The sequence below is a fragment of the Allorhizobium sp. nf9_anc genome (assembly GCF_056323085.1).
The window spans coordinates 667321-692577 of the sequence record NZ_CM150481.1; the positions used below are offsets into that span (position 1 = coordinate 667321).

At 62.0% G+C, this 25257-nt stretch carries 22 protein-coding genes and 1 other RNA gene; 9 read left to right on the forward strand and 14 right to left on the reverse strand.

Going from position 1 to position 25257, the window contains the following annotated elements:
• Window positions 1-36: 36 nt before the first annotated feature.
• Window positions 37-1683, forward strand: a complete 1647-nt coding sequence (locus tag AC02Y0_RS03005; RefSeq protein ID WP_476382297.1) for an FAD-binding dehydrogenase — start codon at window positions 37-39, stop codon at window positions 1681-1683.
• A gap of 69 nt (window positions 1684-1752) precedes the next feature.
• Here AC02Y0_RS03005 and AC02Y0_RS03010 read toward each other — a convergent pair whose 3' ends face one another.
• Together AC02Y0_RS03010 and AC02Y0_RS03015 are read right to left on the reverse strand one after the other, a co-directional pair.
• Window positions 1753-2724, reverse strand: coding sequence for a Bug family tripartite tricarboxylate transporter substrate binding protein (locus AC02Y0_RS03010; RefSeq protein ID WP_476382299.1), 972 nt, complete (start codon window positions 2722-2724; stop codon window positions 1753-1755).
• 211 nt (window positions 2725-2935) lie between these two features.
• Window positions 2936-4738 (reverse strand): ABC transporter transmembrane domain-containing protein, encoded by a 1803-nt coding sequence (locus tag AC02Y0_RS03015; RefSeq protein WP_476382301.1) that lies wholly within the window; start codon window positions 4736-4738, stop codon window positions 2936-2938.
• 188 nt (window positions 4739-4926) lie between these two features.
• On the opposite strand from AC02Y0_RS03015, the gene rpmE reads away from it, so the two are divergent.
• Complete coding sequence (rpmE, locus tag AC02Y0_RS03020) at window positions 4927-5148, forward strand: 50S ribosomal protein L31 (protein WP_102018357.1); 222 nt, start codon at window positions 4927-4929, stop codon at window positions 5146-5148.
• A 149-nt stretch (window positions 5149-5297) separates the two neighbouring features.
• On the opposite strand, the gene rcdA is transcribed toward rpmE, so the two are convergent.
• The 3 genes from rcdA to AC02Y0_RS03035 form a co-directional block, all read right to left on the reverse strand.
• On the reverse strand, window positions 5298-5816 hold the full coding sequence (rcdA, locus tag AC02Y0_RS03025; RefSeq protein ID WP_102018356.1) for a protease adaptor protein RcdA: 519 nt from the start codon (window positions 5814-5816) through the stop codon (window positions 5298-5300).
• Window positions 5817-6167: 351 nt separating this feature from the next.
• Window positions 6168-6362, reverse strand: coding sequence for a DUF1192 domain-containing protein (locus AC02Y0_RS03030; RefSeq protein WP_476382303.1), 195 nt, complete (start codon window positions 6360-6362; stop codon window positions 6168-6170).
• A complete protein-coding gene (locus AC02Y0_RS03035) occupies window positions 6359-7654 on the reverse strand; it encodes an MFS transporter (RefSeq protein WP_476382305.1) in 1296 nt (431 codons plus the stop codon). The genes AC02Y0_RS03030 and AC02Y0_RS03035 overlap by 4 nt, the downstream gene beginning before the upstream one ends.
• Window positions 7655-7860: 206 nt before the next feature.
• Between AC02Y0_RS03035 and AC02Y0_RS03040 the strand changes: the two genes are divergently transcribed.
• Entirely contained in the window at window positions 7861-8016 is a 156-nt protein-coding gene (locus AC02Y0_RS03040; RefSeq protein WP_172449970.1) for a hypothetical protein, read from the forward strand.
• Window positions 8017-8028: 12 nt separating this feature from the next.
• On the opposite strand, the gene AC02Y0_RS03045 is transcribed toward AC02Y0_RS03040, so the two are convergent.
• The 8 genes from AC02Y0_RS03045 to tkt all read right to left on the reverse strand — a co-directional run bounded on the left by AC02Y0_RS03045 (window position 8029) and on the right by tkt (window position 19334).
• A complete protein-coding gene (locus AC02Y0_RS03045; RefSeq protein ID WP_476382308.1) occupies window positions 8029-8472 on the reverse strand; it encodes a PACE efflux transporter in 444 nt (147 codons plus the stop codon).
• A 177-nt stretch (window positions 8473-8649) separates the two neighbouring features.
• Window positions 8650-9561: a PhzF family phenazine biosynthesis protein gene (locus AC02Y0_RS03050; protein ID WP_476382310.1), complete on the reverse strand. Its 912-nt coding sequence runs from the start codon at window positions 9559-9561 to the stop codon at window positions 8650-8652.
• A gap of 125 nt (window positions 9562-9686) precedes the next feature.
• Entirely contained in the window at window positions 9687-10601 is a 915-nt protein-coding gene (locus AC02Y0_RS03055) for a fructose bisphosphate aldolase (protein ID WP_476382312.1), read from the reverse strand.
• Between the two features lie 428 nt (window positions 10602-11029).
• The gene (locus AC02Y0_RS03060; protein WP_476382314.1) at window positions 11030-12229 is read right to left on the reverse strand and encodes a phosphoglycerate kinase; all 1200 of its coding nucleotides are present in this window, start codon (window positions 12227-12229) and stop codon (window positions 11030-11032) included.
• 85 nt (window positions 12230-12314) lie between these two features.
• Window positions 12315-14144 (reverse strand): potassium/proton antiporter, encoded by a 1830-nt coding sequence (locus AC02Y0_RS03065; protein WP_476382316.1) that lies wholly within the window; start codon window positions 14142-14144, stop codon window positions 12315-12317.
• A 220-nt stretch (window positions 14145-14364) separates the two neighbouring features.
• Complete coding sequence (locus AC02Y0_RS03070; protein WP_476382318.1) at window positions 14365-16023, reverse strand: BCCT family transporter; 1659 nt, start codon at window positions 16021-16023, stop codon at window positions 14365-14367.
• 243 nt (window positions 16024-16266) lie between these two features.
• A complete protein-coding gene (gene gap, locus AC02Y0_RS03075) occupies window positions 16267-17277 on the reverse strand; it encodes a type I glyceraldehyde-3-phosphate dehydrogenase (protein ID WP_444556355.1) in 1011 nt (336 codons plus the stop codon).
• A gap of 74 nt (window positions 17278-17351) precedes the next feature.
• Window positions 17352-19334 carry a transketolase gene (gene tkt, locus AC02Y0_RS03080; RefSeq protein ID WP_476382319.1) on the reverse strand — a complete coding sequence of 661 codons (1983 nt, stop codon included), beginning with the start codon at window positions 19332-19334 and terminating at the stop codon, window positions 17352-17354.
• 341 nt (window positions 19335-19675) lie between these two features.
• Between tkt and AC02Y0_RS03085 the strand changes: the two genes are divergently transcribed.
• The 3 genes from AC02Y0_RS03085 (at window position 19676) to ssrS (ending at window position 20610) form a co-directional block, all read left to right on the forward strand.
• Window positions 19676-19948 (forward strand): DUF4164 domain-containing protein, encoded by a 273-nt coding sequence (locus AC02Y0_RS03085; protein ID WP_076394074.1) that lies wholly within the window; start codon window positions 19676-19678, stop codon window positions 19946-19948.
• Window positions 19949-20016: 68 nt separating this feature from the next.
• Entirely contained in the window at window positions 20017-20397 is a 381-nt protein-coding gene (locus tag AC02Y0_RS03090) for a cell division protein ZapA (protein WP_476382321.1), read from the forward strand.
• A 54-nt stretch (window positions 20398-20451) separates the two neighbouring features.
• Window positions 20452-20610, forward strand: a non-coding RNA gene (gene ssrS / locus AC02Y0_RS03095) — 6S RNA.
• 78 nt (window positions 20611-20688) lie between these two features.
• Here ssrS and AC02Y0_RS03100 read toward each other — a convergent pair.
• Window positions 20689-22716, reverse strand: coding sequence for a methyl-accepting chemotaxis protein (locus AC02Y0_RS03100; protein WP_476382323.1), 2028 nt, complete (start codon window positions 22714-22716; stop codon window positions 20689-20691).
• A 166-nt stretch (window positions 22717-22882) separates the two neighbouring features.
• Between AC02Y0_RS03100 and AC02Y0_RS03105 the strand changes: the two genes are divergently transcribed.
• The 3 genes from AC02Y0_RS03105 (at window position 22883) to AC02Y0_RS03115 (ending at window position 25246) form a co-directional block, all read left to right on the forward strand.
• Window positions 22883-23461 (forward strand): 5-formyltetrahydrofolate cyclo-ligase, encoded by a 579-nt coding sequence (locus tag AC02Y0_RS03105; RefSeq protein WP_476383953.1) that lies wholly within the window; start codon window positions 22883-22885, stop codon window positions 23459-23461.
• 10 nt (window positions 23462-23471) lie between these two features.
• The gene (locus AC02Y0_RS03110; protein ID WP_102018342.1) at window positions 23472-24296 is read left to right on the forward strand and encodes a TIGR00282 family metallophosphoesterase; all 825 of its coding nucleotides are present in this window, start codon (window positions 23472-23474) and stop codon (window positions 24294-24296) included.
• A gap of 107 nt (window positions 24297-24403) precedes the next feature.
• Window positions 24404-25246 (forward strand): MBL fold metallo-hydrolase, encoded by an 843-nt coding sequence (locus tag AC02Y0_RS03115; protein WP_476382325.1) that lies wholly within the window; start codon window positions 24404-24406, stop codon window positions 25244-25246.
• Window positions 25247-25257: the final 11 nt, after the last annotated feature.

The following is a 25257-nucleotide window of genomic DNA, read 5'->3' on the forward strand; positions in this document are numbered from 1 at the left end:
CGCGTAAAGGTAAGACATGCGCTTTGGGAGGGTGGCATGCAGGAATTCGACGTCATCGTCATTGGAGGAGGGCTGGCCGGTCTCGTTGCGGCCACGGAGGCTGTCGATCGCGGTCTCAAGGTTGGCCTGATCGACCAGGAGGGCGAACAGAACCTCGGAGGCCAGGCCTTCTGGTCGCTGGGTGGCCTGTTCTTGATCGACAGTCCGGAACAGCGTCGGATGGGCATTCGCGACAGCATCGAGCTGGCGCGCCAGGACTGGCTGGGCTCGGCCGCCTTCGATCGCACGGAAGACTTCTGGCCACGGCAATGGGCTGAAGCCTATCTGCAGTTTGCTGCCGGCGAAAAGCGCAGCTGGTTGAAAGCCCAAGGTGTCAGCTGGTTTCCGGTGGTCGGTTGGGCCGAGCGGGGCGGTGGCCATGCCGATGGCCACGGAAACTCGGTGCCGCGCTTCCATGTCACCTGGGGGACAGGCCCCGGCGTGCTGGCACCCTTCGTCCGGCGCGCCAAGGCGGCGGCCGACGCTGGCAAACTGACCCTTCTCTTTCGCCACCAGGTGGACCGGCTTGTCGTAACGAATGGCGTCGTCACGGGCGTCACCGGCCAACTGTTGGCGGGTGACGCGACGCCGCGCGGCGGCACCAGCTCCCGCAATGTCATCGGAGATTTCGAGGTCAAGGCCGGATCCGTGATCATCGCGTCCGGGGGCATCGGCGGCAATCACGATCTCGTCCGCAAGAGCTGGCCTGTCGATCGCCTGGGGCCTGCGCCGAAGCACATGGTGGCCGGCGTGCCGGCGCATGTTGATGGACGCATGCTCGGCGTTGCCCAGGCCGCTGGTGGCGAGGTCATCAATGGCGACCGGATGTGGCACTATACCGAGGGCCTCAAGAACTGGGATCCGATCTGGCCAAACCACGGCATCCGCATTCTGCCTGGCCCGTCTTCCTTCTGGTGTGATGCTGACGGCAACCGTTTTCCAGCACCCGCCTTGCCCGGCTTCGATACGCTTGGGACGCTGAAAGCCATCCGTGCGCGCGGTCATGACTATTCCTGGTTCATCCTCAACAAGGCGATCATCAAGAAGGAGTTTGCCCTGTCAGGCTCCGAACAGAATCCTGACCTTACCGACAAGAACATCCCGCTCTTGATGAAACGTCTCGGCAAGAACCCGCCGGGTCCGGTGCAGTCCTTCATAGACAAGGGCGAGGATTTCATCGTGCGCGATACGCTCGAGGATCTCGTGGCCGGCATGAACGAGCTGACGGGTGAACACCGTCTCGGCGTGCACCATGTCCGTGCCCAGATCGAGGCGCGCGACCGGCAGATGACCAACAGCTTCTCCAAGGATGCGCAGGTCGTGGCCATTCGGGGTGCTCGCAACTATCTCGGCGACAAGCTGATGCGCACGGCAAAGCCCCACCGGCTGCTTGATCCGGCCGCTGGGCCGCTGATCGGTGTCAGGCTGCATATCCTCACCCGCAAGACGCTGGGCGGGCTGCATACGGATCTGGAAGGCCGGGTGCTCAATCGCGAGAACAAGCCGGTGCCGGGGCTTTATGCGGCGGGCGAGGTTTCCGGCTTCGGCGGTGGCGGCATGCATGGTTACAACGCGCTCGAGGGGACCTTCCTCGGTGGCTGCCTGTTCTCCGGTCGGGTGGCTGGGCGCAGCGTCGGGCGCTGATCGAGCCCCTGGGGGAATTGATAAAGGGCGGTGGTGACACCGCCCTTTCCTACATGTGGTAAGGTCGGTTCAGTCCATCTGGACGTTGGCGTCCTTGACCACCGGCGTCCATTTCGCGACTTCGGCCTTCACATGCGTGGCAAGCTCATCCGGGCTGGAGGCGACGATCGTGGCGGAGAATTCCTTCATCCGCTCGGCGACGCCAGGATCTGCCATGGCCTTGACGGCGGCGACATTCAGCCGGTCGACCACATCCTTTGGCGTATCCTTCGGGGCAAAGAGCGCATTCCAAGTATAGGTCTCGTAGCCGGGCAGACCGGCTTCCGCCATGGTCGGGACATCCGGGAAGGATGGTGCGCGTTCGGCGGTCGTGACGGCAAGAGCCTTCAAGGTGCCGGCCTTGATATGGGCGGATGACGAGGGCAGGTTGTCGAACATGATCGACACCTGGTTGCCGAGCACGTCGTTGAGTGCCGGGCCGGATCCCTTGTAGGGAATGTGCTCCATGGTCACGCCTGCCATCGACTTGAACAGTTCGCCAGATAGATGCAGCGGTGTGCCATTGCCGGAAGAGGCGTAGCTCCATTTGTCTGGCTCGGCCTTCAGCAGGGCCAGAAGCTCCTCGACAGATTTTGCTGGCAGTTCGGGGTTGACGACCAGCACGTTGGGAACGAGCACCAGCAGCGAGACGGGTGCGAAGTCTGCCTCAGCGTCATAGGGCTTGCTCTTCAGCATCAGCGGGTTGAGCGCGTGGGTGGCGACCGTGCCCATCAGGATCGTGTAGCCGTCCGGCTCGGCCCGCGCGACATTGCCAGCGCCGAGGCTGCCGCCAGCACCTGCCACGTTCTGGACGATTACCTGCTGGCCGAGATCCGCAGACATCTTTTCGGCGATCACGCGGGCGACGACATCGGTCGAGCCGCCAGCGGCAAAGGGCACGACAAGCGTCACGGGACGCTCGGGAAAGGCAGCCTGTGCCTGTGCGGCGACAAGCAATCCGGCGGCCAGACCGCCGGCAAAAAGGGATTTATAGAACGACATGAGTACTCCTCCATTCAATGTCGAATGTCCGAAGCGGCTGCTCCTCCAGCTTCTCGGACGTGGGGAGTGTGGCAGGCGCGCGAGGCCGTTCAACGGCAGGCTGCATGCCGGTGTCCAAGGAGGCGTAATCGGGAAGGGGAATGGGTGACAATTCACCCAATTGGCGCTTTTGATGGGTGGACGTCCACCCATCAGGCTTCAATTGCGGCGCTTACTGCGCAGCGGCCGTGAAATCACGGCCACCCGTCTCGAACTGCAGACGGGCGAGCTTCGCATAGAGGCCACCCTGCTGGATAAGACTCTGGTGCGTGCCTTCCTCGACAATGCGGCCATCATCGAGAACCAGGATGCGATCGGCCTTCAGCACGGTTGCCAGCCGGTGGGCGATCACGATCGTGGTGCGGTCGCGCATCAGGCCATCCAGTGCCTTCTGGACGAGTGTCTCGCTTTCGGCGTCGAGCGCCGAGGTTGCTTCGTCGAGCAGCAGGAGAGGGGCGTCGCGCAGGAGGGCGCGGGCAATCGCGATGCGCTGGCGCTGGCCGCCCGAAAGCGTCACGCCACGCTCGCCGACAATGGTGTCGAAGCCATTCTCCAGGCGGCCGATGAATTCGCTCGCCTGGGCGGCTTCTGCTGCCGCCTCCACCATGCCGCGGCAGGCGTCCGGCGTGCCAAAGGCGATGTTGTCGTGGATCGAGGAGGCGAAGATCGTCGTATCCTGGGGGACGATGGCAATGCGTTCGCGCACGGCCTGCGGATCGGCTTCGCGAATGTCGACACCGTCGAGCCGGATGGTGCCGGAGGATGGATCGTAGAAGCGCAGGATGAGGGAGAAGATCGTGCTCTTGCCTGCACCGGACGGGCCGACAATCGCGACCGTTTCGCCATGCGCGACAGAGAAGGAGAGCCCGTTCAGCGCTGATTTCGTCTTGGCAGAGGGATAGACGAACTGGACGTCGTCGAAGGTGATGCTGCCCTGGGCAGGTTCGGGCAGGGCCTTGGGGTTGGCAGGTGCTGCGATCGCCGGGTGTTCTGCCAGGAGTTCGTGCAGGCGCTCCGCAGCACCGGCGGCTTGCGAAAGCTCGCCCCAGACTTCCGAGAGCGTGCCGAGCGAGCCGGCTGCGATCAGCGAGTAGAGCAGGAACTGGCCAAGCGTGCCGCCGCTCATGGTGCCGGCCAGAACGCTCTGAGCGCCATACCAGAGAACGCCGACCACGCTGCCGAAGACGAGGGCAATGGCGACGCCTGTCAGAAGCGAGCGGGAGCGGATCGCTGAGCGTGCGGCCTCAAAGGCGCTCTCGACGGAGGAGAAATATCGACCACGTGCGGCCTCTTCGGCATTGAAGGCTTGAAGTGTGCGGGCAGCGCCAATGACTTCGCCGGCATAGGACGATGCTTCCGCGAGCGTATCCTGAGCGGCGCGGGAGCGCTGGCGCACGGAACGGCCAAAGCCGACCAGAGGGAAGACGATGACCGGGATCGCCGCCAGGACCATGATCGACAGCTTCGGGCTGGTCGCGATCATCATGCCGACAGCGCCGAGACAGAGGATGGTGTTGCGGAGCGCAAGCGAGGCCGTCGCGCCGACAGCTGATTTCAGCTGAGTCGTATCGGCCGTCAGCCGCGAGACGATCTCGCCCGACTGGTTGATGTCGAAGAAGGAGGGAGAGAGCCGCGTGACATGGGCAAACACGTCGCGTCTCAGGTCTGCCACCACGCGTTCGCCGATTGTGATGACGTAATAGTATCGAAGGGCACTGGCGACCGCGAGAACGATGGCCATGACGATCATCATGGCGAAGTATTTGTTGATGAAGGCGCTGTCGGATGCTTGGAAACCGTGGTCCAGCATGCGACGGATGGCGATCGGTAGGGCAAGCGTGGTGGCGGCGGCCAGGCACAGGAAGATCAGCGCGCCAGCGACCAGACCCCGATAGCGCCCGAGATAGGGAAAGAGGCTTGTCAGGGGCTTCAGAGAGCGGCGTTTCTTGTCTGTGTTTTCAGCTTCCGAGGTCACTCTGTCATGCTCCTTCAGTGCACATGGGCTTTCGCGCCTTGGCACTTGTTATCCCTGCGTCCTTCATGTATAGGCACGGCATCGAATTGGGAAGCCGTAGCCCAGACGGACTGCGGCTTCATCTATTGAATAGGTTCTGCCGAGGCAATTGCGGCAAATGGACCGCTCGGCACAGCAGGAATAGAGCGATGAAGGCTAACATCCATCCCGACTACCACGTCATCAAGGTCGTCATGACCGATGGTACCGAATACGAGACCCGTTCGACCTGGGGTTCGGAAGGCGCCGTCATGAACCTCGAAATCGATCCGAGCTCGCACCCGGCATGGACCGGCGGCAACCAGCAGCTGCTGGACCGCGGCGGCCGCGTTTCGAAGTTCAACAAGCGTTTCGGCGGCCTCGGCCTCTGATCGTTCGAACGATCCGAATATTAACAAAAAGCCCGGCCTTCGTGCCGGGCTTTTTATTGTCCGTGATTCAGAAGTCTTGGTCGACCCGGCCATGAAAAAACCCGGCGCAGCTTTCGCTGGCCGGGTTGAAGGTGGTGCTTGCGACTTGATCAGCCGGCGTTGAAGGCGGTGCGCAGCAGGTTGAGCTGAGCCTGGACGCTGTTTTCATTGTCCGGCTGGAATTCTTCTTCGCTGGCTGGACGATAGATTTCGCGGTCGAGAAGGGCGATGCGGTTCTGCAGGCGCAGCGAGCGCTCGACGAGGTCGCGGAAAGCTTCCGGCAGGTCGTTCCAGCCCGGTGCAGCACGGTCGACATTGAAGCCGTCGAGGCGAACCTTGCTCTTCTCGGAGAGAACCTGGTCGCGGCTCATCTCACCATTGTTCACGGCGCGCTGCAGGAGAAGCCAGGAGGCCATCTGCATCAGGCGCGTGGTCAGGCGCATCGACTCGGCCGCGTACAATACCGAAGCCTGGCGCGGCAGAACCTTGGCGGCTGCGCGGCCGGGGCCGTCGAGGTAAGCGGCAGTTTCTTCAACCAGTCCCATGCCTTCGGCATAGGTCGACTTGAACTGGCTGGACGCTGCCACACGACCGGCAAAGCTAACCGTATTCACACCGAGTTCAGACATGGATGTTTCCCTGTAAACGCATCACTTAGGCATGTAACGACAGCGCTACGAACTTGTTCCTGTCGCATTTTGTGAGGCTACGATGCTACCAATAGCCCAAATCCGCAAGGCGAAACTTAAGGAAGGGTTAATTCCCACAATTTCGTGAAACCTTTGCCCCATTGGACAAAAAAAGAGCCGCAAATGCGGCTCTCAAGGTAAAACAGGGAGAAAATCAAGCCACCCCAAATAAAGGAAAATGCCTGAACCCAGGAGCTCTGGATGACCACAGTTTCGGATAAAAGGCTTAACGTGAAGTAAACGGAAAATTGAAAAGTGGTTCTTTCGGAGGCGGGTCTGTAGATCGCCGATCTATACTTTAGGGCCGAACAGGCTGTCGGCCGCCTTTCGGCCTGCCTCCTTGCGGTCGATCTCACCCTTCAGGCGCTCGATCTCACCTTCCAGCAAGGTGATTCGATGTCGCAACTCATCCGCCGAGATGGCGGATATGTCGCAGCCCAGCTCGTGGCCGGTGCCGCGCTTGCGGGGTTCTTCGTCGATGATCATTCTCGCGAATCCCTCTGGTCCTGTTCGTCATAGGGTTCCTGGTCTGGCAATGGTGCCGCACGCGGGTCGAGACTCAGGCCTTCCGGCGTGCTGCTCATCGGCGAAGCCGAGATCGGCAGGTTCGGGACGTTTTCGCGATCGGCGGCCGGGATCGCGGCGCGGGTGCGGCTGCGGTAGATCGCATAGGCCGAGATCAGCAGGTGCGAGACGGCGGTGACTGCGAAGAGCGCGTAAGGTCCGGCGGCCGTCATGACAGGGCCGCCGAGGGTCGGGCCGATGATCGTGCCGATGCCGAAGAGCAGGAGCAGGCCGCCGGACACCTTCACGAACTCATCCGGCTTGGCGAAGTCGTTCGCATGGGCGACGGCAATCGGGTAGAGCGCGTTGGCGGCCGCACCATAGATGCCGACGAAAATGAAGATCCAGAGCGGATCTGTGGGCGTCAGGAACACGAGGCCGAGGGCTGCGAAGGCGGCCAGTGCCGAAAGCGCTGCCAGCACGTAGCGACGGTCGATCCGGTCGGAAAGCTTGCCGGCCGGAAACTGCATGACCGCGCCGAGGAAGATCGTCACCGAGAGAAGCAGCGCGATGGTCGAGGCATCGAGCCCGGTGCGCGCGCCGAAGACGGCGCCGAGCGTGCCATAGGCGCCGTTGGCGATGCCGATCATCAGGATGCCGATAAAGGAGACGGGCGAGTTGCGGTAGAGCAGTGGCAGGTCGAGCTTGATCGACCGGAGCGGCTGGGGCGTGGCTGCGGTCGACATTAGCGTTGGCAGGACGGCAAAGCCGTAGACGATGCCGCAGACCATGAAGAGGATGGTTGTCGCCGGATCGAAGACGCCGACCAGCATCTGGCCGCCGACCACGCCGATCAGGGTGATCGAGATGTAGAACGAGAAGATCATGCCGCGGCTCTCGTTCGTCGCGCGCTCGTTCAGCCAGCTTTCGATGATCATCGAGGTGCCTGCCGTGCAGAAGCCGGTGATGACGCGCAGCGCCACCCACCAGTTTGCATCGACGACGATGCCGGTCAGCAGGGCGTTGACGGAGATCAGCGAGACGAAGGTGGAGAAGGCGCGGACATGGCCGACGCGCATGACCAGCTTCGGCGCCACGAAACAGCCGAGCACGAAGCCCGCCGCCCATGTCGTCCCGAGCAGGCCGAGCACTTCGTTCGAATAGCCTTCTGCGGCGCCACGGACCGGTAGCAACAGACCATGCAGGCCGTTTCCGAGGAACAGGAAGAGCGTGCCCAGAAGCAGGGCCATTACCGGCAGAAGATTACGTCTCATGGCATTCTTGTCGATTGGTGTGGATGGCACCCGAGGGCGGGCGGTACGACGCGGTTACAGTAGACGGATGTTCCTACCGTTGTCTGAATGCGACCTTGGCGCTTGCAGGAAAAGTTTCTGGCGGGCAAAAGTGACAGCGATGTGGCTGCGCACCGCATCGCATGCCGCCAGCGTGGCATCCCGCGCGGGTTCCACAAGGAAATTCGATGACCAAGGCCATCTCCGCCTTTTTGATTCTTGCCATGATCGTTCAGGTGATCAAGCCGATCGGCATTCCGGGCCTGAGACGACGCAGCGATTTCTGGAAGCTCGCAGTCGTCGCCTTTGTCACCTGGTCGATCACGCTGCTGATCCGGCCCTGACCCGATCGCGGGTCAGTTCGCGGCAGCAGCCTTTTCCGTCTGCCATTCGGGCAGGGGGAAGAGCCGGTCATAGGCCCAGTTGAAGATGAAGGCATAGACCAGGTAGAAAAGCGCAAATGCCACGTCCATAACGAAGGCCTGCCACAGGCTGATGCCGAGATACCAGGCAATGAACGGCATCAGGACCATCAGAAGTCCGGCCTCGAAGAGGATGGCGTGGATGATGCGCATCGGCACGGTCTTCAGCGTCGTGCCGGCATAGCGACGCAGAAGGTGGTCGAAGCCAAGATTGTAGAGATAGTTCCAGGCCGTCGCGAGGGTCGCGCTGACGACGCCGACGATGCCGATGTCTGACACGGGCACTGAAAAGGCCCAGCTGCCCAGCGGTATGATCAAGGCAAGCCCGATGAGCTCGAAGCTGATGGCGTGGCGGATGCGGTCTGCGGCAGTGCGCATGTTCTTCCCTCCGGGAAAACAGGCGGGTCGTCCCGCAGTGCTATCGGTCTCAAACTGGGGAGGTCGTCCTCGAGCGCTGTTATAGGCCCAGAGGCCTGAACCGGCAAGGATGGTCTGCTGACATTTTCAGCAAAAGCACAAGGATTGAGCGTTATCGGTAGGCTGGTTGCCCTTCCGTCACAGGTAAAGTTCGCCGCGCGTGACGAGAACAGAGCTGCCACTGATCTCGACCTGGTCGAACTTCCCGTCGTTTGTCGTCACACGCAAGCGGATGAGGCTACGCCGGCCCATTTCAACGCCCTGTTCGATCAGCAAGTGTCGCTCCGGCAGAGCGGAGCTGAGCGTGGTGAGGAAGGCACCGAGTGCCGCCGAGGCGCTTCCGGTCGCGGGATCTTCTGCGACGTTGTCGAAAGGGGCGAACATGCGGGCGCGGATGTGGTCCGCACCGACCCAGGTGTAGAGGAAGGTGGCGCAGTCGCAGTCTTCGTCGGCAAAGGTTGCGCGAAGGGCGGTGAGGGGATCAAGCTGCGAGGCTGCCTTGCCCAGGGCTTCCAGGTTCTTCACTTCGACCAGGATGAATTTGAGGCCGACAGAGGCGAAGACCGGTTCATGCCTGTTCACCTCGATGTCGGCTTCGGCAAGGCCGATACAGGGGGCCATGACATCAGCCGATATCCTTGCACCGGTGGTGAGGGGCCCCGGAGCGCGGATCGTGGTTCCCGTCACCGTGCCGTCCGGATCGCGCTTCACTGAAACGTCGACAAGGCCTGCCTTTTCTTCGAAGCGAAGTTGCTCGCCTACCGGCCTTCCGAAGGCGGCTCCTGCTGTGGCGAGCACATGGGCCGTGCCGACATTCGGGTGGCCGGCGAAGGGAACTTCCGTCACTGGCGTGAAGATGCGGACTTCGGCCGTATTGGCTGGGTCACTCGCAGGTAGGACGAAGGTCGTTTCCGAATATCCGAACTCTGCCGCGACTTGCTGCATCTCGATGTCTGTCAGGCCCCGTGCATCGGTGATAACGGCGAGCGGATTGCCGGCAAACCGGCTTTCGGTGAAGACATCGACGGTGACGAAGGGGACGGTTTTCATGCGGGCTCCGGATGTTCCATTCCCCTCCCATAACGCAGAAAACCCGGCGCGTGGCCGGGCTTTCGTGTCCTGATGACAAGTTTGACGTCAGTGGTCACGTCTTACTTATAAGAGCCTGGACCCAATTATTCGGCCGCGATGGCGCCGACCTTGGCAACGCTTGCGGCGTAAATCTGCTCGATCGTCGCCGCGATGCTGCTGTTGAATTCGGCGTCGCTCATGGAGGCACGCAGCTTTTCGGCGAGCGCGCGCGAGAAGCTCGCGATCATGCCGTGGTTCTGTCGCAGCTTTTCGCAGGCGTCGACCGTCGAATAGCCACCGGAGAGGGCCACAACACGGACGACTGCTGCATGGCTCATCAGCGGTGCGTAGAAGTCGGCCACGGTCGGAATGGTCAGCTTGAGCATGACCTTGTCGCCTGATGGCAGCTTGTCGAGCTCGGCGGCGATTGCGTCACGCAGGATGGCTTCGGCTTCCGCCTTGCTCGGGCTCTTGATCGAGACTTCCGGTTCGACGATCGGCACGAGGCCCTGGGCGATGATCTGGCGGGCAACCTCGAACTGCTGGCGCACGACGGCGGTGATGCCGGCCTTGTCAGCATGGGCGATGACCGAGCGCATCTTGGTGCCGAAGATACCCTTTTCGCGGCCGCGGATGAGAAGCGCGTCGAGGTCCGGCATGGGCTTCATCAGTTGAACGCCGTTTTCTTCCTCCATCAGCCCCTTGTCGATCTTGAGGAAGGGGACAACGCCCCGCTTTTCCCAGAGGAAGGAGGGGACGGGCTCGCCGTCGACATCGCCGTCCATGGTCCGCTCAAAGAGGATGGCGCCGATGACCTTGTCGCCGGTGAAGGCAGGCGCCTTCATGATGCGCACGCGCATTGCGTGGATCAGGCGGTACATTTCGTCGTCGCCCTGGTAGTCGCTCTCGGAGACGCCATAGAGACGCAGTGCGCCCGGTGTCGAACCGCCACTCTGGTCCAGCGCGGCGATGAAGCCGGGTGCCGAGGTCATTTTGTCCAACATCTTCGCGTCCACCATATCTCACTCCTATCCCTGAACATGGCGCCGTCGCGCCGGACTATTCTCTTGCTCTTTCGACGGACCGCTGTGGTCGTCCGGGTCATTCCCTTGAGCCTTTCGGCCTTTAAAGACCGAGATGAGTTCGGCGATAACAGAACTTCTCCAAAGGGAAAATGGGCAGCTAACCTATTGAAACGATTGAAATCATTTCAATCGTTTGAAAATTCAAAGATTTTTAAATGCGTTTCAATCGGCACGGAAATTGCTGTCGTTTCGCCGACAGACTGCACATCTGGCTTCACGAGGAACAACCCGCTTGGCGGACCGAGGTTCCCGTTGCACCATGCTAACACCGAAGGCTCGGCAGCCAAATGACATGGCGCACGAAAAAACCGCGTGCCCTGGGACACGCGGTCACTGTGTTTCCGATCGGTGCGTCGGCGTGATCAGCCCTTGGTCAGGACCGCGACGCCTGGCAATTCCTTGCCTTCCATCCATTCGAGGAAAGCGCCGCCTGCCGTCGAGACATAGGAGAAGTCATCGGCAACGCCCGCGTGGTTGAGTGCCGAGACGGTGTCGCCGCCGCCGGCAACGGAAACCAGCTTGCCGGCCTTGGTCTGTTCGGCGGCATGCAGGGCCGCCGAAACGGTCGCCTTGTCGAAGGGCGCGATTTCGAAGGCGCCGAGCGGGCCGTTCCAAACCAGGGTTGCGGCCTTGCCGATCCAGCTGTTGATCAGTTCTACGGACTTCGGGCCAACGTCCAGCATCATGGCATCCGCGGGGATCGCGTTGATGTCGACGGTTTCGTTGGCGGCATTGGCCTTGAACTCGCGGGCAACGACGCCGTCGACGGGCAGCACGATGGCGCAGCCGGCGGTCTTCGCTGTTTCCATGATCGAACGGGCGGTGTCGGCGAGGTCATGCTCGCAGAGCGACTTGCCGACATCGATGCCCTGGGCGGCGATAAAGGTGTTCGCCATGCCGCCGCCGATGACGAGGGCGTCGACCTTGGTCACGAGGTTGGAAAGCAGATCGATCTTGGTCGAGACCTTGGCGCCGCCGACGATGGCAACGACGGGTCGGGTCGGCTGTCCCAGACCCTTTTCCAGCGCTTCGAGTTCAGCCTGCATGGTGCGGCCGGCATAGGCGGGCAGGTGGTGGGCAAGGCCTTCGGTCGAGGCATGCGCACGGTGTGCGGCCGAAAAGGCGTCGTTGACGTAGATGTCGCCGTTCTTGGCGAGTTCGGCGGTAAACTCCGGGGTGTTCTTCTCTTCGCCCTTGTGGAAGCGGGTGTTTTCGAGAAGCAGGATGTCGCCGTTCTCCATCTTGGCGATGGCGTCGGCAGCAGGTGCGCCGATGCAGTCGGAGGCGAAGGCGACGCGCTGGTCGAGCACTTCCTCGACGGCAGGCGCGATCAGAGACAGCGACTGGTCCGCGACCGGTTCACCCTTCGGACGACCGAAATGGGCGAGCAGGATGACCTTGGCGCCCTTTTCCGACAGTTCCAGGATCGTCGGCGCAACGCGCTCGATGCGGGTCGTGTCGGAGACCTTGCCGTTGGTCACGGGGACGTTGAGGTCAACGCGGACAAGCACGCGCTTGCCTGCGATGTCGGAGAGATCGTCGAGTGTCTTGAAAGCCGGCATGGGTCTACCCGTCTTGAATGCTGTTGGAATTGGGCTTGCGGGCCGGACCTTACACCGCTCGTGTGACGGCGCAAGGCGCGCCGGCTCATTTTTCGGCGCTGCGATCGACGGCTGCCGCGCCGCGTTTGCGACGCAGGTAATCGCGTGTCGCATGGGCGAGTTCGCGGATATTGAGGAAGATCGGCCAGGTGGTCGCAGGCTCGACCGGTTCCATCGAGACGCCGACCGAGGCGATGTGGCCGTGCTCGTCGATGTCGCGGACGATCAGAACAATGGTGCCGAGGCGAACGCGATCCGCATAGTCCGGCCGGCCGCCGACACGCTGGGTGATCAGTTCGGCGACCGTCTTGCCGCGTTCGCTGTCGGAGATCGAAAGCGGCCCATAGGCCTCGTCGATATCGCGCACATGGCTGGCGGGAGCGATGGCGAAGGTGCCGAAGAATTCGCCGTCGTCCTCGGCCACCGGGGCCTCGGTGGCGAAGAGTCGGTCGAGCAGCTTGGAATAGCTCGGCGCGATGAAGAGGTAGACCTGGTCATTCTCGCGCAGACGGCCGGCATATTGATAGCGCATCGACTTGCCATCGCGGATGACGAGCGAGGGCATGGCCCAGCGCGGAATGCGCTCGCCGTTGAGCACGGGGCTGCCGGCGACGACGCGGTAGGCCAACAGTTCGTGATTTGCGGTACCCGGCAGGTCGAGTTCGACCTTGTCGATGGCACCGATGCGCGGCGGGATGATAAGGCCGAGACGCTTGGCCAGTGGCTTGATGGTCCAGCCTTGTAGAACCAGCGAGATCATGACGACGATGAAGGCCGTGTTGAAGAAGGCCTCGCCGTTTTCCATGTTGCCGATGACGGGCACGATGCCGAGCAGGATGGAGACCGCACCGCGCAAGCCCACCCAGGCGATGAAGCCCGTTTCACGCTGGGTGAAGTCGAAGGGCAGGAGGCAGAGCCAGACCGCGAGTGGCCGCGCGACGAACACCAGGAAGAGGGCGAGCAGAACGGCGGGCAGCAGGATCTGCGGAAACTGCGACGGGGTCGCGAGCAGGCCGAGCACCAGGAACATGACGATTTGGGCAAGCCAGGTCATGCCGTCCTGGAACCGCTTGATCGACACCGTCGAGGGTAGCTTGCGCGAACCCGCATAGATCCCAGCGACATACACGGCAAGGAAGCCGCTGCCGCCGATCAGGCCGGTAAAGGAGAAGATCATCAAGGCGATCGCCAGCATGAAGATCGGGGCGAGACCCTGCTCGATCTGCAGCTTACGCAGGATGAAGGCGATCATTGCGCCACCGACGAGGCCGAGGATCAGGCCGATGCCCATCTGCTCGACGAAGAGCCTCAGGAGTTCGAGCGACAGACCGTCCGAGCCGCTGCCATTGGAAATGAGTTCGACCAGAGCGATGGCGAGGAAGATCGCCATTGGGTCGTTGGTGCCGGATTCGACTTCCAGCGTCGAGCGTACGCGATCACGGATGTTGATGCCGCCGATGCGCAGCAGGAAGAAGACGGCAGCCGCATCGGTCGACGCGAGGATCGCGCCGAGGAGCAGGCCTTCGAGATAGCTGAAGCCAAAGAGGAAGTGTGCCGCCACGCCGAGCAGGACGGTCGTCAGCAGCACGCCGAAGGTCGCGAGCGTCAAGGCGGGGGCGGCCGACAGGCGGAAAGACTGCAGCGATGTGCCGAAGCCCGAATCGAAAAGGACGACTGCCAGGGCAAGCGAGCCGATTACATAGGCGAGGGGGAAGTTGGAGAAGTCGATGCCGAGGCCGTCGACACCTGCGCCAAGGCCAATGGTCAGAAAGAGAAGAAGGAGGGGCGCGCCGAAGCGGAAAGCGATGAGGCTCGAAAAGGCAGCCAGGAAAACCAGCGCCGTTGCAACCAACGTGACCGCATAAAACTCACTCAATCCTCTTCCCCTTTCCCGATGCCGGCCGATCGACAGCGCCCATCACTGTCCGGTCCCTCTCTCCGGCTGTCAAACCGAAAGGTGGTGGCTTTCCGTCGTCATGACGGGCGATCCTTGCAAACCGGAAAATGAGATGCGTGCCGAACGGCTTGCGCAAAATGGAACAAGATCATGATCATAGTAGGGCGGATTTAAATTCTTTAATCCGCCCTACGAAATTTTATCGGGGTTCGGAAAGCAGTCCCCGGATCAGGGCGTAGCTTGCTCCCAGAAGCACAATGGCAAAGGGCAGGCCGGTGGAAACCGCCATGGCCTGGAGGGCCACCAGTCCGCCGCCGAGCAGCAGCGCGATGGCGACAAGGCCCTCGAAAGTCGCCCAGAACACCCGCTGCGGCACGGGTGCATTGACCTTGCCGCCGGCCGAGATCGTGTCGATCACCAGCGAGCCGGAGTCGGAGGAGGTGACGAAGAAGACCACCACGAGCACGATGCCGATGAAGGACGTGATGGCGGTGAGCGGCAGATGGGCGAGCATCTCGAACAGCTGCAGTTCAAGTGCTGCGTCCTGGACGCTGCTCAGGCCGTCATTGACGACCTGGCTGATCGCCGTGCCGCCGAGCGCTGTCATCCAGAGGACGGAAACCAGCGATGGGATCAAGAGCACTGCCGTCAGAAGCTCACGCACGCTGCGGCCACGGCTGACGCGTGCGATGAACATGCCGACGAAGGGCGACCAGCTGATCCACCAGGCCCAGTAGAAGGCCGTCCAGCCCTGTGAGAAGTTGGTGTCTTCCCGACCGAAGGGATTGGCCAAGGCGGGCAGATAGGTCGCATAGGCCTTCAGGTTCAGGAAGAAACCCTGAATGATCTGCATGGTCGGGCCGACCGCGATGATGAAGACGAGCAGCAAGGCAGCGAGGCCGAGATTGATCTCCGACAGGAGTTTGACGCCCTTGTCCATGCCAGCGACGACCGAGGCGATGGCGATGCAGGTGATGGCGAGCACGAGTAGGATCATCGTCGTCTGGGTCGATGGAATGCCGAAGAGGAATTCCAGGCCGGCACTCGCCTGCTGGGCACCGATGCCGAGCGAGGTCGACAGGCCGAAGATGGTGGCGAAGACCGCAAGGATATCGATGACATGGCCCGGCCAGCCCCAGACGCGTTCGCCGAAGATCGGGTAGAAGATCGAGCGCAGGGTGAGAGGCAGCCCTTTGTTGAAGGAGAAGAGTGCGAGTGACAATGCCACGACCGCATAGATCGCCCAGGGGTGCAGGCCCCAATGGAAGATGGTCGCGGCCATGGCAAGGCGACGAGCCGTTTCGGGGTCACCGACCGCACCATTGAGGGGTGCCCAGTCGGTCCGTACGCCATCTTCGAAGACCGGCCCGCCAAGGGCTGCGGTGAAGTGGCCCATGGGCTCGGAGACGCCATAGAACATCAGGCCGATGCCCATGCCGGCAGCAAAGAGCATCGAGAACCAGGAGAGATTGCCGTAGTCGGGGCTCGCATCGGGGCCACCAAGCCGGATCCGCCCGAGCGGCGAGACGATGAGACCGATGCAGACGATCACGAATACGTTGCCGGTGAGCAGGAAGAACCAGTCGAGATTGCCGGTGAGGAAATCGCGCAGCCCAGTGAAGGCGGGCTCGAGCGTGGTCTGAAAGGCCAGCGTCAGGAAGGTGAAAACGACGATAGCGAGGGCCGAGACGCTGAAGACGACATTATGGATGTCGAGTTCGAAGACGAAGCGGCGGCGGAAATTGATGTTGTCCTGACCGATCTCATAGGTCGTGTCGATGATCTCGGTGCGCCCTTCTGGCGCCGGGATCGCCTCTTCGGCGACAGCGGTATTGGGATCGGTGATTGTTATGGCCAATGGTCCGGTATCCTTTCGAATGGGTGGGGCCAAGGCCCCGAAGACGGCGCGGAACGCGCGCCAGGAAGGGGCGCAGGTCTGCCGGAGCAGCCGCATTTGCGCCACAATTCGAAGGGGCAACCATTGACGTGCCGGATTGTTCCCAACCGGGACGATTTTTTCTCGAGCCTTTTTCCTCATCTCCGAAACGAAAGAAGGCGGGCCATTGCTGGCCCGCCTTCCTTCAAGATGATGTCCGAATGATCAGATGAGCTTGGCGAGCGCCACAGCCGTGTCCGACATGCGGTTGGAGAAGCCCCACTCGTTGTCGTACCAGGTCAGGATGCGGACGAAGTTGCCTTCGAGAACCTTGGTCTGGTCGAGCGCGAAGATCGAGGAGTGGCTGTCGTGGTTGAAGTCACGGCTGACCAGCGGCTCGTCGGTGTAACCGAGGATGCCCTTCAGCGCGCCGTTGGAGGCGGCGATGATGGCGTCGTTGATTTCCTGCGCGGTGGTGTTCTTCTTGGCGACGAACTTGAAGTCGACGACCGAGACGTTCGGGGTCGGCACGCGGATCGAGGTGCCGTCGAGACGGCCCTTGAGGTGCGGGAGCACGAGGCCAACGGCCTTGGCTGCACCCGTCGAGGTCGGGATCATGGACAGGGCTGCAGCGCGAGCGCGGTACAGGTCCTTGTGCATGGTGTCGAGCGTCGGCTGGTCACCCGTGTAGGAGTGGATCGTGGTCATGAAGCCGTGGTCGATGCCGACGGCGTCATCCAGCGTCTTGACGACCGGAACCAGGCAGTTCGTCGTGCAGGATGCGTTCGAGATGACCAAGTGGTCCTTGGTCAGCTGATCGTGGTTGACACCGAAGACGACCGTCAGGTCGGCGCCGTCAGCCGGAGCCGAGACGATGACGCGCTTGGCGCCAGCCTGGAGGTGAAGGGCAGCCTTGTCACGCGAGGTGAAGATGCCCGTGCATTCCATGGCGATGTCGACGCCGAGTTCCTTGTGGGGAAGCGTGGCCGGATCCTTGATCGCGGTGACCTTGATCGGCTTGCCGCCGTCGATGATGATCGTGTCGCCTTCGACCTTGACCGTGGCCGGGAACTTGCCGTGGATCGAGTCGTAACGCAGCAGATGCGCGTTCGTCTCGACTGGGCCGAGATCGTTGATGGCGACGACTTCGATGTCGGTGCGGCCGGATTCGACGATGGCGCGGAGAACGTTACGTCCGATACGGCCGAAGCCGTTGATGGCAACTTTCACAGTCATTGGTGCACTCCCGATTGAATATTGAGCTCTTGGGCAATGTCAGGGCGCCTTGGGGACGCCCTGGCGGGATTGTGTCAGGCAAGCTTGGCTTCGGCGGCGGCCACGACGGCGTCCGCCGTGATGCCGAAGTGCTTGTAGAGTTCCTTGGCAGGACCGGAGGCGCCGAAGGACTTCATGCCGATGAAGGTGCCGGTGGAACCGATGATCGCGTCCCAGCCCTGGCGAATGCCGGCTTCGACGGCGATCTTGACTGGCGCGTTGCCGATGATCGCTTCCTGGTAGTCAGCGTCCTGCTCGAAGAAGAGTTCGAAGCAGGGAACGGAGACGACGCGGGCGGAGATGCCCTTGGCTTCCAGCTGCTGCTGAGCCTTCATCGCGATCTCGACTTCCGAACCGGAGGCGAAGATCGAGACCTTGGCGTCGCTTGCAGAGATCAGCTCGTAAGCACCCTGAGCACAAAGATTGCGCTCTTCGTATTCGGTGCGGGCCGGGATCAGGTTCTGACGCGTGAGCGCGATGCCCGACGGACGATCCTTTGTTTCGAGCGCAACCTGCCAGCATTCCACCGTTTCCGTGGCGTCGGCCGGACGGAACATCATCAGGTTCGGAATGGCGCGGAGCGCTGCCATGTGCTCGACCGGCTGGTGGGTCGGGCCGTCTTCGCCAAGACCGATGGAATCATGCGTCAGGACGTGGATCACGCGGATGCCCATGAGGGCTGCCAGACGGATCGACGGACGGCAATAGTCCGAGAAGATCAGGAAGCCGCCGGAATAGGGGATCAGGCCGCCATGCAGCGCAATGCCGTTCATGGCTGCGGCCATACCGTGTTCGCGGATGCCGTAATGGATGTAACGGCCGGAGAAGTCGGTTGGGGTGATCGACTTGGTCTGGCTGGTCTTGGTGTTGTTCGAGCCGGTCAGGTCAGCGGAACCGCCGAGCGTTTCGGTGACGACGCCGTTGATGACTTCGAGGGCATCTTCCGAAGCCTTGCGGGTTGCGACCGTCGGCTTGGTTTCAGCGAGCTTCTTCTTGTAGGCGTCGACAGCGCCGGCGAGCGTGCCGGGCAGTTCGCCAGCGAAGCGGCGGTTGAATTCGGCGCGCTTCTCGGCGTCGGCACCAGCGAGCCGGGCTTCCCAATCCTTGCGGGTCTTGGTCGAGCGCAGGCCGGCGAGGCGCCAGGCGTCGAGCACGTCAGCGGGGATCGAGAAGGCTTCCTCGTTCCAGCCGAGAGCCTTGCGGGTGGCGGCGATTTCGTCAGCGCCGAGCGGCGAACCGTGAACCTTGTGGGTGCCGGCCTTGTTCGGAGCGCCGAAGCCGATGACGGTCTTCGCAGCGATCATGGTCGGCTTGTCGGACTTCTTGGCCGTTTCAATGGCTGCAGCGATCGCTTCCGGATCGTGGCCGTCGATGGCGATCGTGTTCCAGTTGGCAGCGCGGAAGCGGGCGTGCTGGTCGGTCGAGTCGGCGAGAGAGATCGCGCCGTCGATCGAAATGCCGTTGTCGTCCCAGAAGACAATCAGCTTGTTGAGCTTCAGGTGGCCGGCGAGCGTGATCGCTTCCTGGCTGATACCTTCCATGAGGCAGCCGTCACCGGCAAGCACATAAGTGTAGTGGTTCTGCAGTTCCGAGCCGAACTCGTTTTCCAGCTTCTTTTCGGCGAGCGCCATGCCGACGGCAGTCGCAATGCCCTGGCCGAGCGGACCTGTTGTCGTTTCGATGCCGGAGGCGTGGCCATATTCCGGGTGGCCGGCAGTCTTGGCACCGAGCTGACGGAAGGACTTGATGTCCTCGATCGTCATGTCCTCATAGCCGGTTAGATAGAGGAGCGAGTAGATCAGCATGGAGCCGTGGCCGGCCGACAGCACGAAGCGGTCGCGGTCGGGCCAGAGCGGGTTCTTGGGGTCGAAGCTCAGGTAGCGGGTGAAAAGAACGGTCGCGACATCGGCGCAGCCCATGGGCATGCCGGGATGGCCGGAATTGGCCTTTTCCACTGCATCCATGGCGAGGAAACGGATCGCATTCGCCATCCGCTGATGTTTTTCGGGAGAAATCATGGCTTATCCGCTTGTTCCGGGGCTTCGAGATACGGCCTGCCGGGACGGGCCGTCTGAACGGGGGTGATCCTTATCAGGTGCATCGCGCAAGTCAACAAATGGGCCGGCTTCGGGCGTTTCTGGGATCAAGAAAACATCTCTTTGCCTCTTTCCTGTGCGAGTTCCGAAGATGACTTCGGGAGCAGCAAATCGGGACAGTCTTCCACAGAATTGGCTTCTTCCAACGGCCCGCGCTTTATTGACGCGCGGCAAGCCCGGGGCTTACTGTCCCGGCACACATGGTCGGGGCGGCCACGACGATTCGTGTAGCGAACAGACATCACTGAGGCAGGGGCGAACGAATGCCGGCGGAAAATTCGGTTGATGCCGCGCTCGCAGCGCTACGTCAGGCTGTCGCCGGGCTCGAGAACGCCGTCGACATGCGTTTCGAAGCGGAGCGCGAGAGCACGGAGATCGACGGTGAAGTTCGGCGGGTTCATGCCGACCGGGCGCGGCTTGCCCAGGAGCTCGATCAGTCGGAGTTTCGGGCGAACCGCCTCGAAGAAGTCAACCGCGAGGTTTCCCGGCGTCTTGTCACGGCGATGGAAACGATCCGGGCGGTGCTCGACCGCTGAACGGTCGACAACAGCGTTAGTTGCTTCCGGCGTCAGAACGCCGCGCGTGAGAAAGAGTTGGAAGGCCGATGTCGCAGGTGACAGTCACGATCGACGGAAAAGCCTATCGCATGGCTTGCGAGGAGGGCCAGGAGGCCCATCTCACCGAGCTTGCGAGCCAGTTCGATCGCTATGTCGGCCATCTCAAGGGACAGTTCGGCGAAATCGGCGATCTCCGTATCACCGTCATGGCCGGGATCATGGTCATGGATGAGATGGCGGAGATCAATCGCCGTCTGGCTGCCGCCGAAGCTGAACTTGCCGGGTTCCGCGACGGGCGCGATACGGTTCTTTCAGGTGTGCATCACCGCGAAGAAGCCGTGGCGCATGCTATATCAGACCTCGCAGAGCGTCTGAACGGCATTACCCGCAAACTCACCCAGCGGCCCGCGCCCCAGCCTCAGGGCTGAGGACTATTTGCCAAGCCCACTGGCGCATTGCCTGCGAAGCGCCTATATCTGAATCGCGGTCTGCGCCTCACGACAGGAACCACAATCCCTGGGGCCATACTCGATCCAAAGGGAGCTGTCCCTGGCCGGGCCCGTGGGCTCGGACATATGGCGCCCACCTACGTTTGTAGGCACCCAGGATCGTAAATCTCCATCGGTTGCCGTGGATCGCACCTTTTCATCTCATCGAGATCATACAAAAAAGCCGCCGCGATCGCTCGCGACGGCTTTTTGTTGATTGGGCGGCTGGGATCAGAATTCTTCCCAGTTGTCCTGCGATGCGGCTGCGGCCGTGTTGCCGCCGCCGAATGCCTTGGCGAGATTGCCGACCATCTTGCGGGCCGGGGAGGCAACGGGCCGGGTTTCGGCTGCAGCAGCAGCCGGACGTGCGGCCGGGCGGTAGGCCGGTGCCGATGCGGAGTAGGTCGGTGCAGCAGACGAGCGGGCGGCAGAGGTTGCCGCACCGGCCATGCGGAACTGCGAGACAAGGCCTGCGAGGTTGCGGGCGCTGTCGGCCAGGCGGTGCGTGACGGCGGTTGCCTCTTCCACCATGGCGGCGTTCTTCTGGGTGAATTGGTCCATGTGGTTGACGGAGCCGTTGATCTCGTTGAGCGCGGTCGACTGTTCACGCGCAGCAGACGCGATGGATGTGATGTGGTCGTTGATGACGGCCACCTGGCTGGAGATCTCACCCAGCGCGTTGCCGGTCTGCTGGACCAGCGAGACGCCGCCGGCGACGGCTTCGCCCGACTTGTTGATCAGCGCCTTGATGTCCTTGGCCGCATTTGCAGAACGCTGAGCCAGTTCGCGGACTTCCTGGGCGACGACGGCAAAGCCCTTGCCGGCTTCACCGGCGCGAGCCGCCTCGACGCCGGCGTTCAGCGCCAGCAGGTTGGTCTGGAAGGCGATTTCGTCGATGACGTTGATGATCTTCGAGATTTCGCTGGATGCCTGCTCGATGCGGCTCATCGCCTCGATCGCGTTCGAGACGACCTTGCTGGAGTTCTCGGTGCTCTGGCGCGCCTTGGTTGCCATGGTCGCCGCTTCGTCGGCCTTGGAAGACGAGCCACGGACCGTCGAGGTGATCTGTTCGAGGGCGGCGGAGGTTTCTTCCAGCGAGGCAGCCTGCTGCTCGGTACGCTTCGAGAGATCGTCGGTGGCAGAGCGCATTTCGGCAGAGCTTGCCTCGATGCCGCTGGTTTCCACACGAATTTCGGAAAGCGTGCTGCTGAGCTTCTCGACGGAGGCGTTGAAGTCGACGCGCAGGCGATCGAGGTTGCCGGTGAAGGTGCGATCGATGCGGACCGTGAGGTCGCCGTCGCTCAGTCGGTTCAGACAGTCGGCGAGCACGTCAACGGCTTCCTGGACGATGCGCGAGTCTTCGGCCTTCGCCTTCTCGTTCTCTGCGCGGTCCCGCTCGCCCTGGGCAGCAGCGTCTGCTGCGCGGCGCTCGATTTCGATCTTCTGGATAGCGCTTTCACGGAAAACGTTGATCGAGCGGGCGAGGGCGCCGATCTCGTTGTGCAGATGCTGATCCGGAACGGAGGTCTCGAGCTGGCCGGAGGCCAGGCGATCGGCGACGGCGGTCAGGCGGGGCAGCGAGCCAACGATACGGCGGACGAGCAGTGCAATGAGCGTGGCTGCGATCAGAAGCACGATCAGGGCTGTCGTGCCGATGGCATAGGTCATCTCGGTGGCGATGCTGTTGATGTCGGCCTTGCGAACGCCGGCATAGAGGATGCCGAGCACGTCGCCGGCCGGAGAGAAGATCGGCTGGTAGATCGTGTAGTAGGGCGTTTCCAGGATGACGGCTTCGCCGCGATAGACCTGACCCTTGACCGAGAAGGGATAGACGGCGCCGGTCTGGCCGAGTGCCGTTCCGACCGCACGGTTGCCATCAGGCTTGATGATGTTGGTGGTGCGGCGCCAGAAGTCCTTGCTCTCGGCGTCCCACGCAAAGATCGTCGCCGTCTGGCCGGTCATGCGGCCGATCGTGTCGATCATCGTGTGTTCGGTGAATTCCTTCGGGATCCCTTCCATCACAATCCGCTCGACATTGCCGTCCTTCGCCCAGGTCACCTTGGTGCCCGGCAGGTCGCGCTCGATGATGGTGGCGGCGGTACGAAGGCTTGCATCCTGGCCGGCAATCGCCTGCTGCTGGATGCGCGTCTCAATGCTGCCGGAGATGACCCACGCCACGGCTCCGAGCGCCGCGATCAAGATCATGACCGTCGTCGCGGTGATTGTTTTCGTGATGCCGAAGCGCGAAAAGAACTGCATAGAAATGCCCCTTGAACGTTGTCTTGATCCTTAGTCTAAGCGCTTTGAGTTAATCCTTGGTTTTTTAGGGTATTTTCAAACCAAGTTGATGAAGTGCAAAAACACGATTTTCTGGTGTCTGGCCTCCCCATATTTGGCGAGGTTGCGAAGAAAGGAGCCGCAAGTGGTGGAAAAGCGGGAATTGAAGGCCGGAATCCGCAAGGCGCGACTGGCGGTCCGAGATGCGATCCCGGCGGAGCTCAGGCTTGAGCACGGCCTCGCGATGGCAGAGCATGCCGGCGACGCTTTGGAGATGGAGCCGGGGCTCGTGGTCTCCGGCTTTTTCCCGATCCGCTCCGAGGCGGATATCCGCCCGCTGATGGCGCGGCTCAAGGCACGGGGCGCGCGCCTCTGCCTGCCCGTCGTCATGGACAAGGAGACGATCGTCTTTCGCGAACTCGTGGCCGGTGCAGAACTCGTGAATACCGGGTTCGGCACCCGTGGCCCGGGGCCGGAGGCGGCCGTTCTCGACCCGGATCTGCTCCTGGTTCCGCTCTCCGCCTTTGATGCCAGCGGCAATCGGATCGGCTATGGTGCGGGTCATTATGACCGCGCGATCGCTCGTCTGAGGGAAAAAGGCCGGCATCCGCGGCTGATCGGCATTGCATTCGACTGTCAGGAGGTGGCAGAAGTGCCCTTCGAGGCCCATGATGTCCGGCTAGAGGCCGTGCTGACCGAAAGCGGCCTCAAAAGATTCATGGAGTGATTGGACGAAAATGCGACTTCTGTTCCTCGGAGACATGGTGGGCAAGACCGGACGTACGGCTGTATGGGAGCGGTTGCCGGGCCTGATCTCCGACCTGAAGCTCGATTTCGTCATCGTCAACGGCGAGAACGCTGCGGGCGGCTTCGGCATCACCGAGGACATCTATCTTGAGACGATCAATGCGGGTGCTGATGTCGTCACCACCGGCAACCATGTCTGGGACCAGAAGGAGGCCGTCTCCTTCTGCACGCGCCATGACCAGTTCCTTCGCCCCGCAAATTACCCCGCCGGCACACCGGGCAAGGGCTCCGGCCTGTTTTATGCCCGCAATGGCGCGCGCGTGCTTGTCGCCAACATCATGGGCCGCGTCTTCATGCATCCCGAACTCGACGACCCCTTCAAGTCGGCCGAGACGATCCTGGCGGCCTGTCCGCTGAAGGAGCAAGCCGACGTCATCGTGTTCGACTTCCATGCGGAGGCGACCAGCGAGAAGCAGTGCTTCGGGCATTTCGTCGATGGCCGTGCAAGCTTCGTTGTCGGTACCCATACCCATGTGCCGACCGCCGACCACCAGATACTGAACGGTGGCACGGCCTATATGTCGGATGCCGGCATGTGCGGCGACTATGACTCCTCGCTCGGAATGGAGAAAGAAGAGCCACTCAACCGCTTCATCTCCAAGATGCCGAAGGGGCGTTTTGAGGCGGCGAGCGGTCCGGCCACGATCTGCGGCGTTGGCGTCGAGATTTCCGATGCAACGGGACTGGCCGAAAAGATCGCGCCGCTGCGGCTTGGACCACGCCTCGCCGAGACGATCCCGCCGTTCTGGGCCTGAGCGCCCGGCGATAACGCCATTGTGACGCTCGCAGACGGGGAGGCCGCTTTACGCTTTCCCGACGCTCCCGCATTCTGAGCCGCAGGGAAGACGGTGCAGGGAGCGGCATGATGCTGAGACTGGTGTTGTCCACGATGGCGCTCACGGCTTTGGCCAGCAGCGTGTTTGCACAGGAAGCCAATCGGCCACAGGTCAGCCAGTGTCAGCTGATCGCCGAGAAGATCCCGAATGTTCAATATGCCAATTTCACCCCGCAAGCCTCGGGGGCTCCTGCGCTCACCCTCGCGCAGGTGCAGGAAGACGTTGTCATCACCTTCGTCGGACATTCGACCTTCCAGATCGATACGCCCGGCGGCATTTCGATTGCCACTGACTTCAACGGATGGCTGAGAACGTCGCGCACGCCAGATGTCGTGACGATGAACAAGGCGCATTCGAGCCATTACACGCTCAATCCGGATCCGGCGATCGGTGCTGTTCTGCAGGGCTGGAACGAGACGCAGTCGGGGCAGCCCGTGGAACATCGCCTGGTGGTCGGCGACGCCTATATCCGCAATGTGCCGACCGACATCCGCGACTGGGGCGGATCGATGGAGGCAAACGGCAACTCGATCTTCATCTTCGAAGTGGCGGGTCTCTGCATCGGGCATCTCGGCCATCTGCATCATGAGCTCACCGATACGCATTATGGCGAGATCGGCCGCCTGGATATTCTGATGGTGCCTGTCGACGGTGGACTGACGCTCGGCGCCGACAGCATGAGCCGGATCGTCAAACGGTTACGATCCGCCGTGATCCTGCCCATGCATCGCCGAGGTCCGCCGATCGAAACCTTCCTGTCGATGTTCGACGACAGTTTCGATACGCAGATCTCGGAGAACCGCGGCTTCACCGTGTCCATGCGGACATTGCCGAAGAAGCCGCTGATCCTCGTGCTTCAGGGGGTCTGACCGACCCCCTT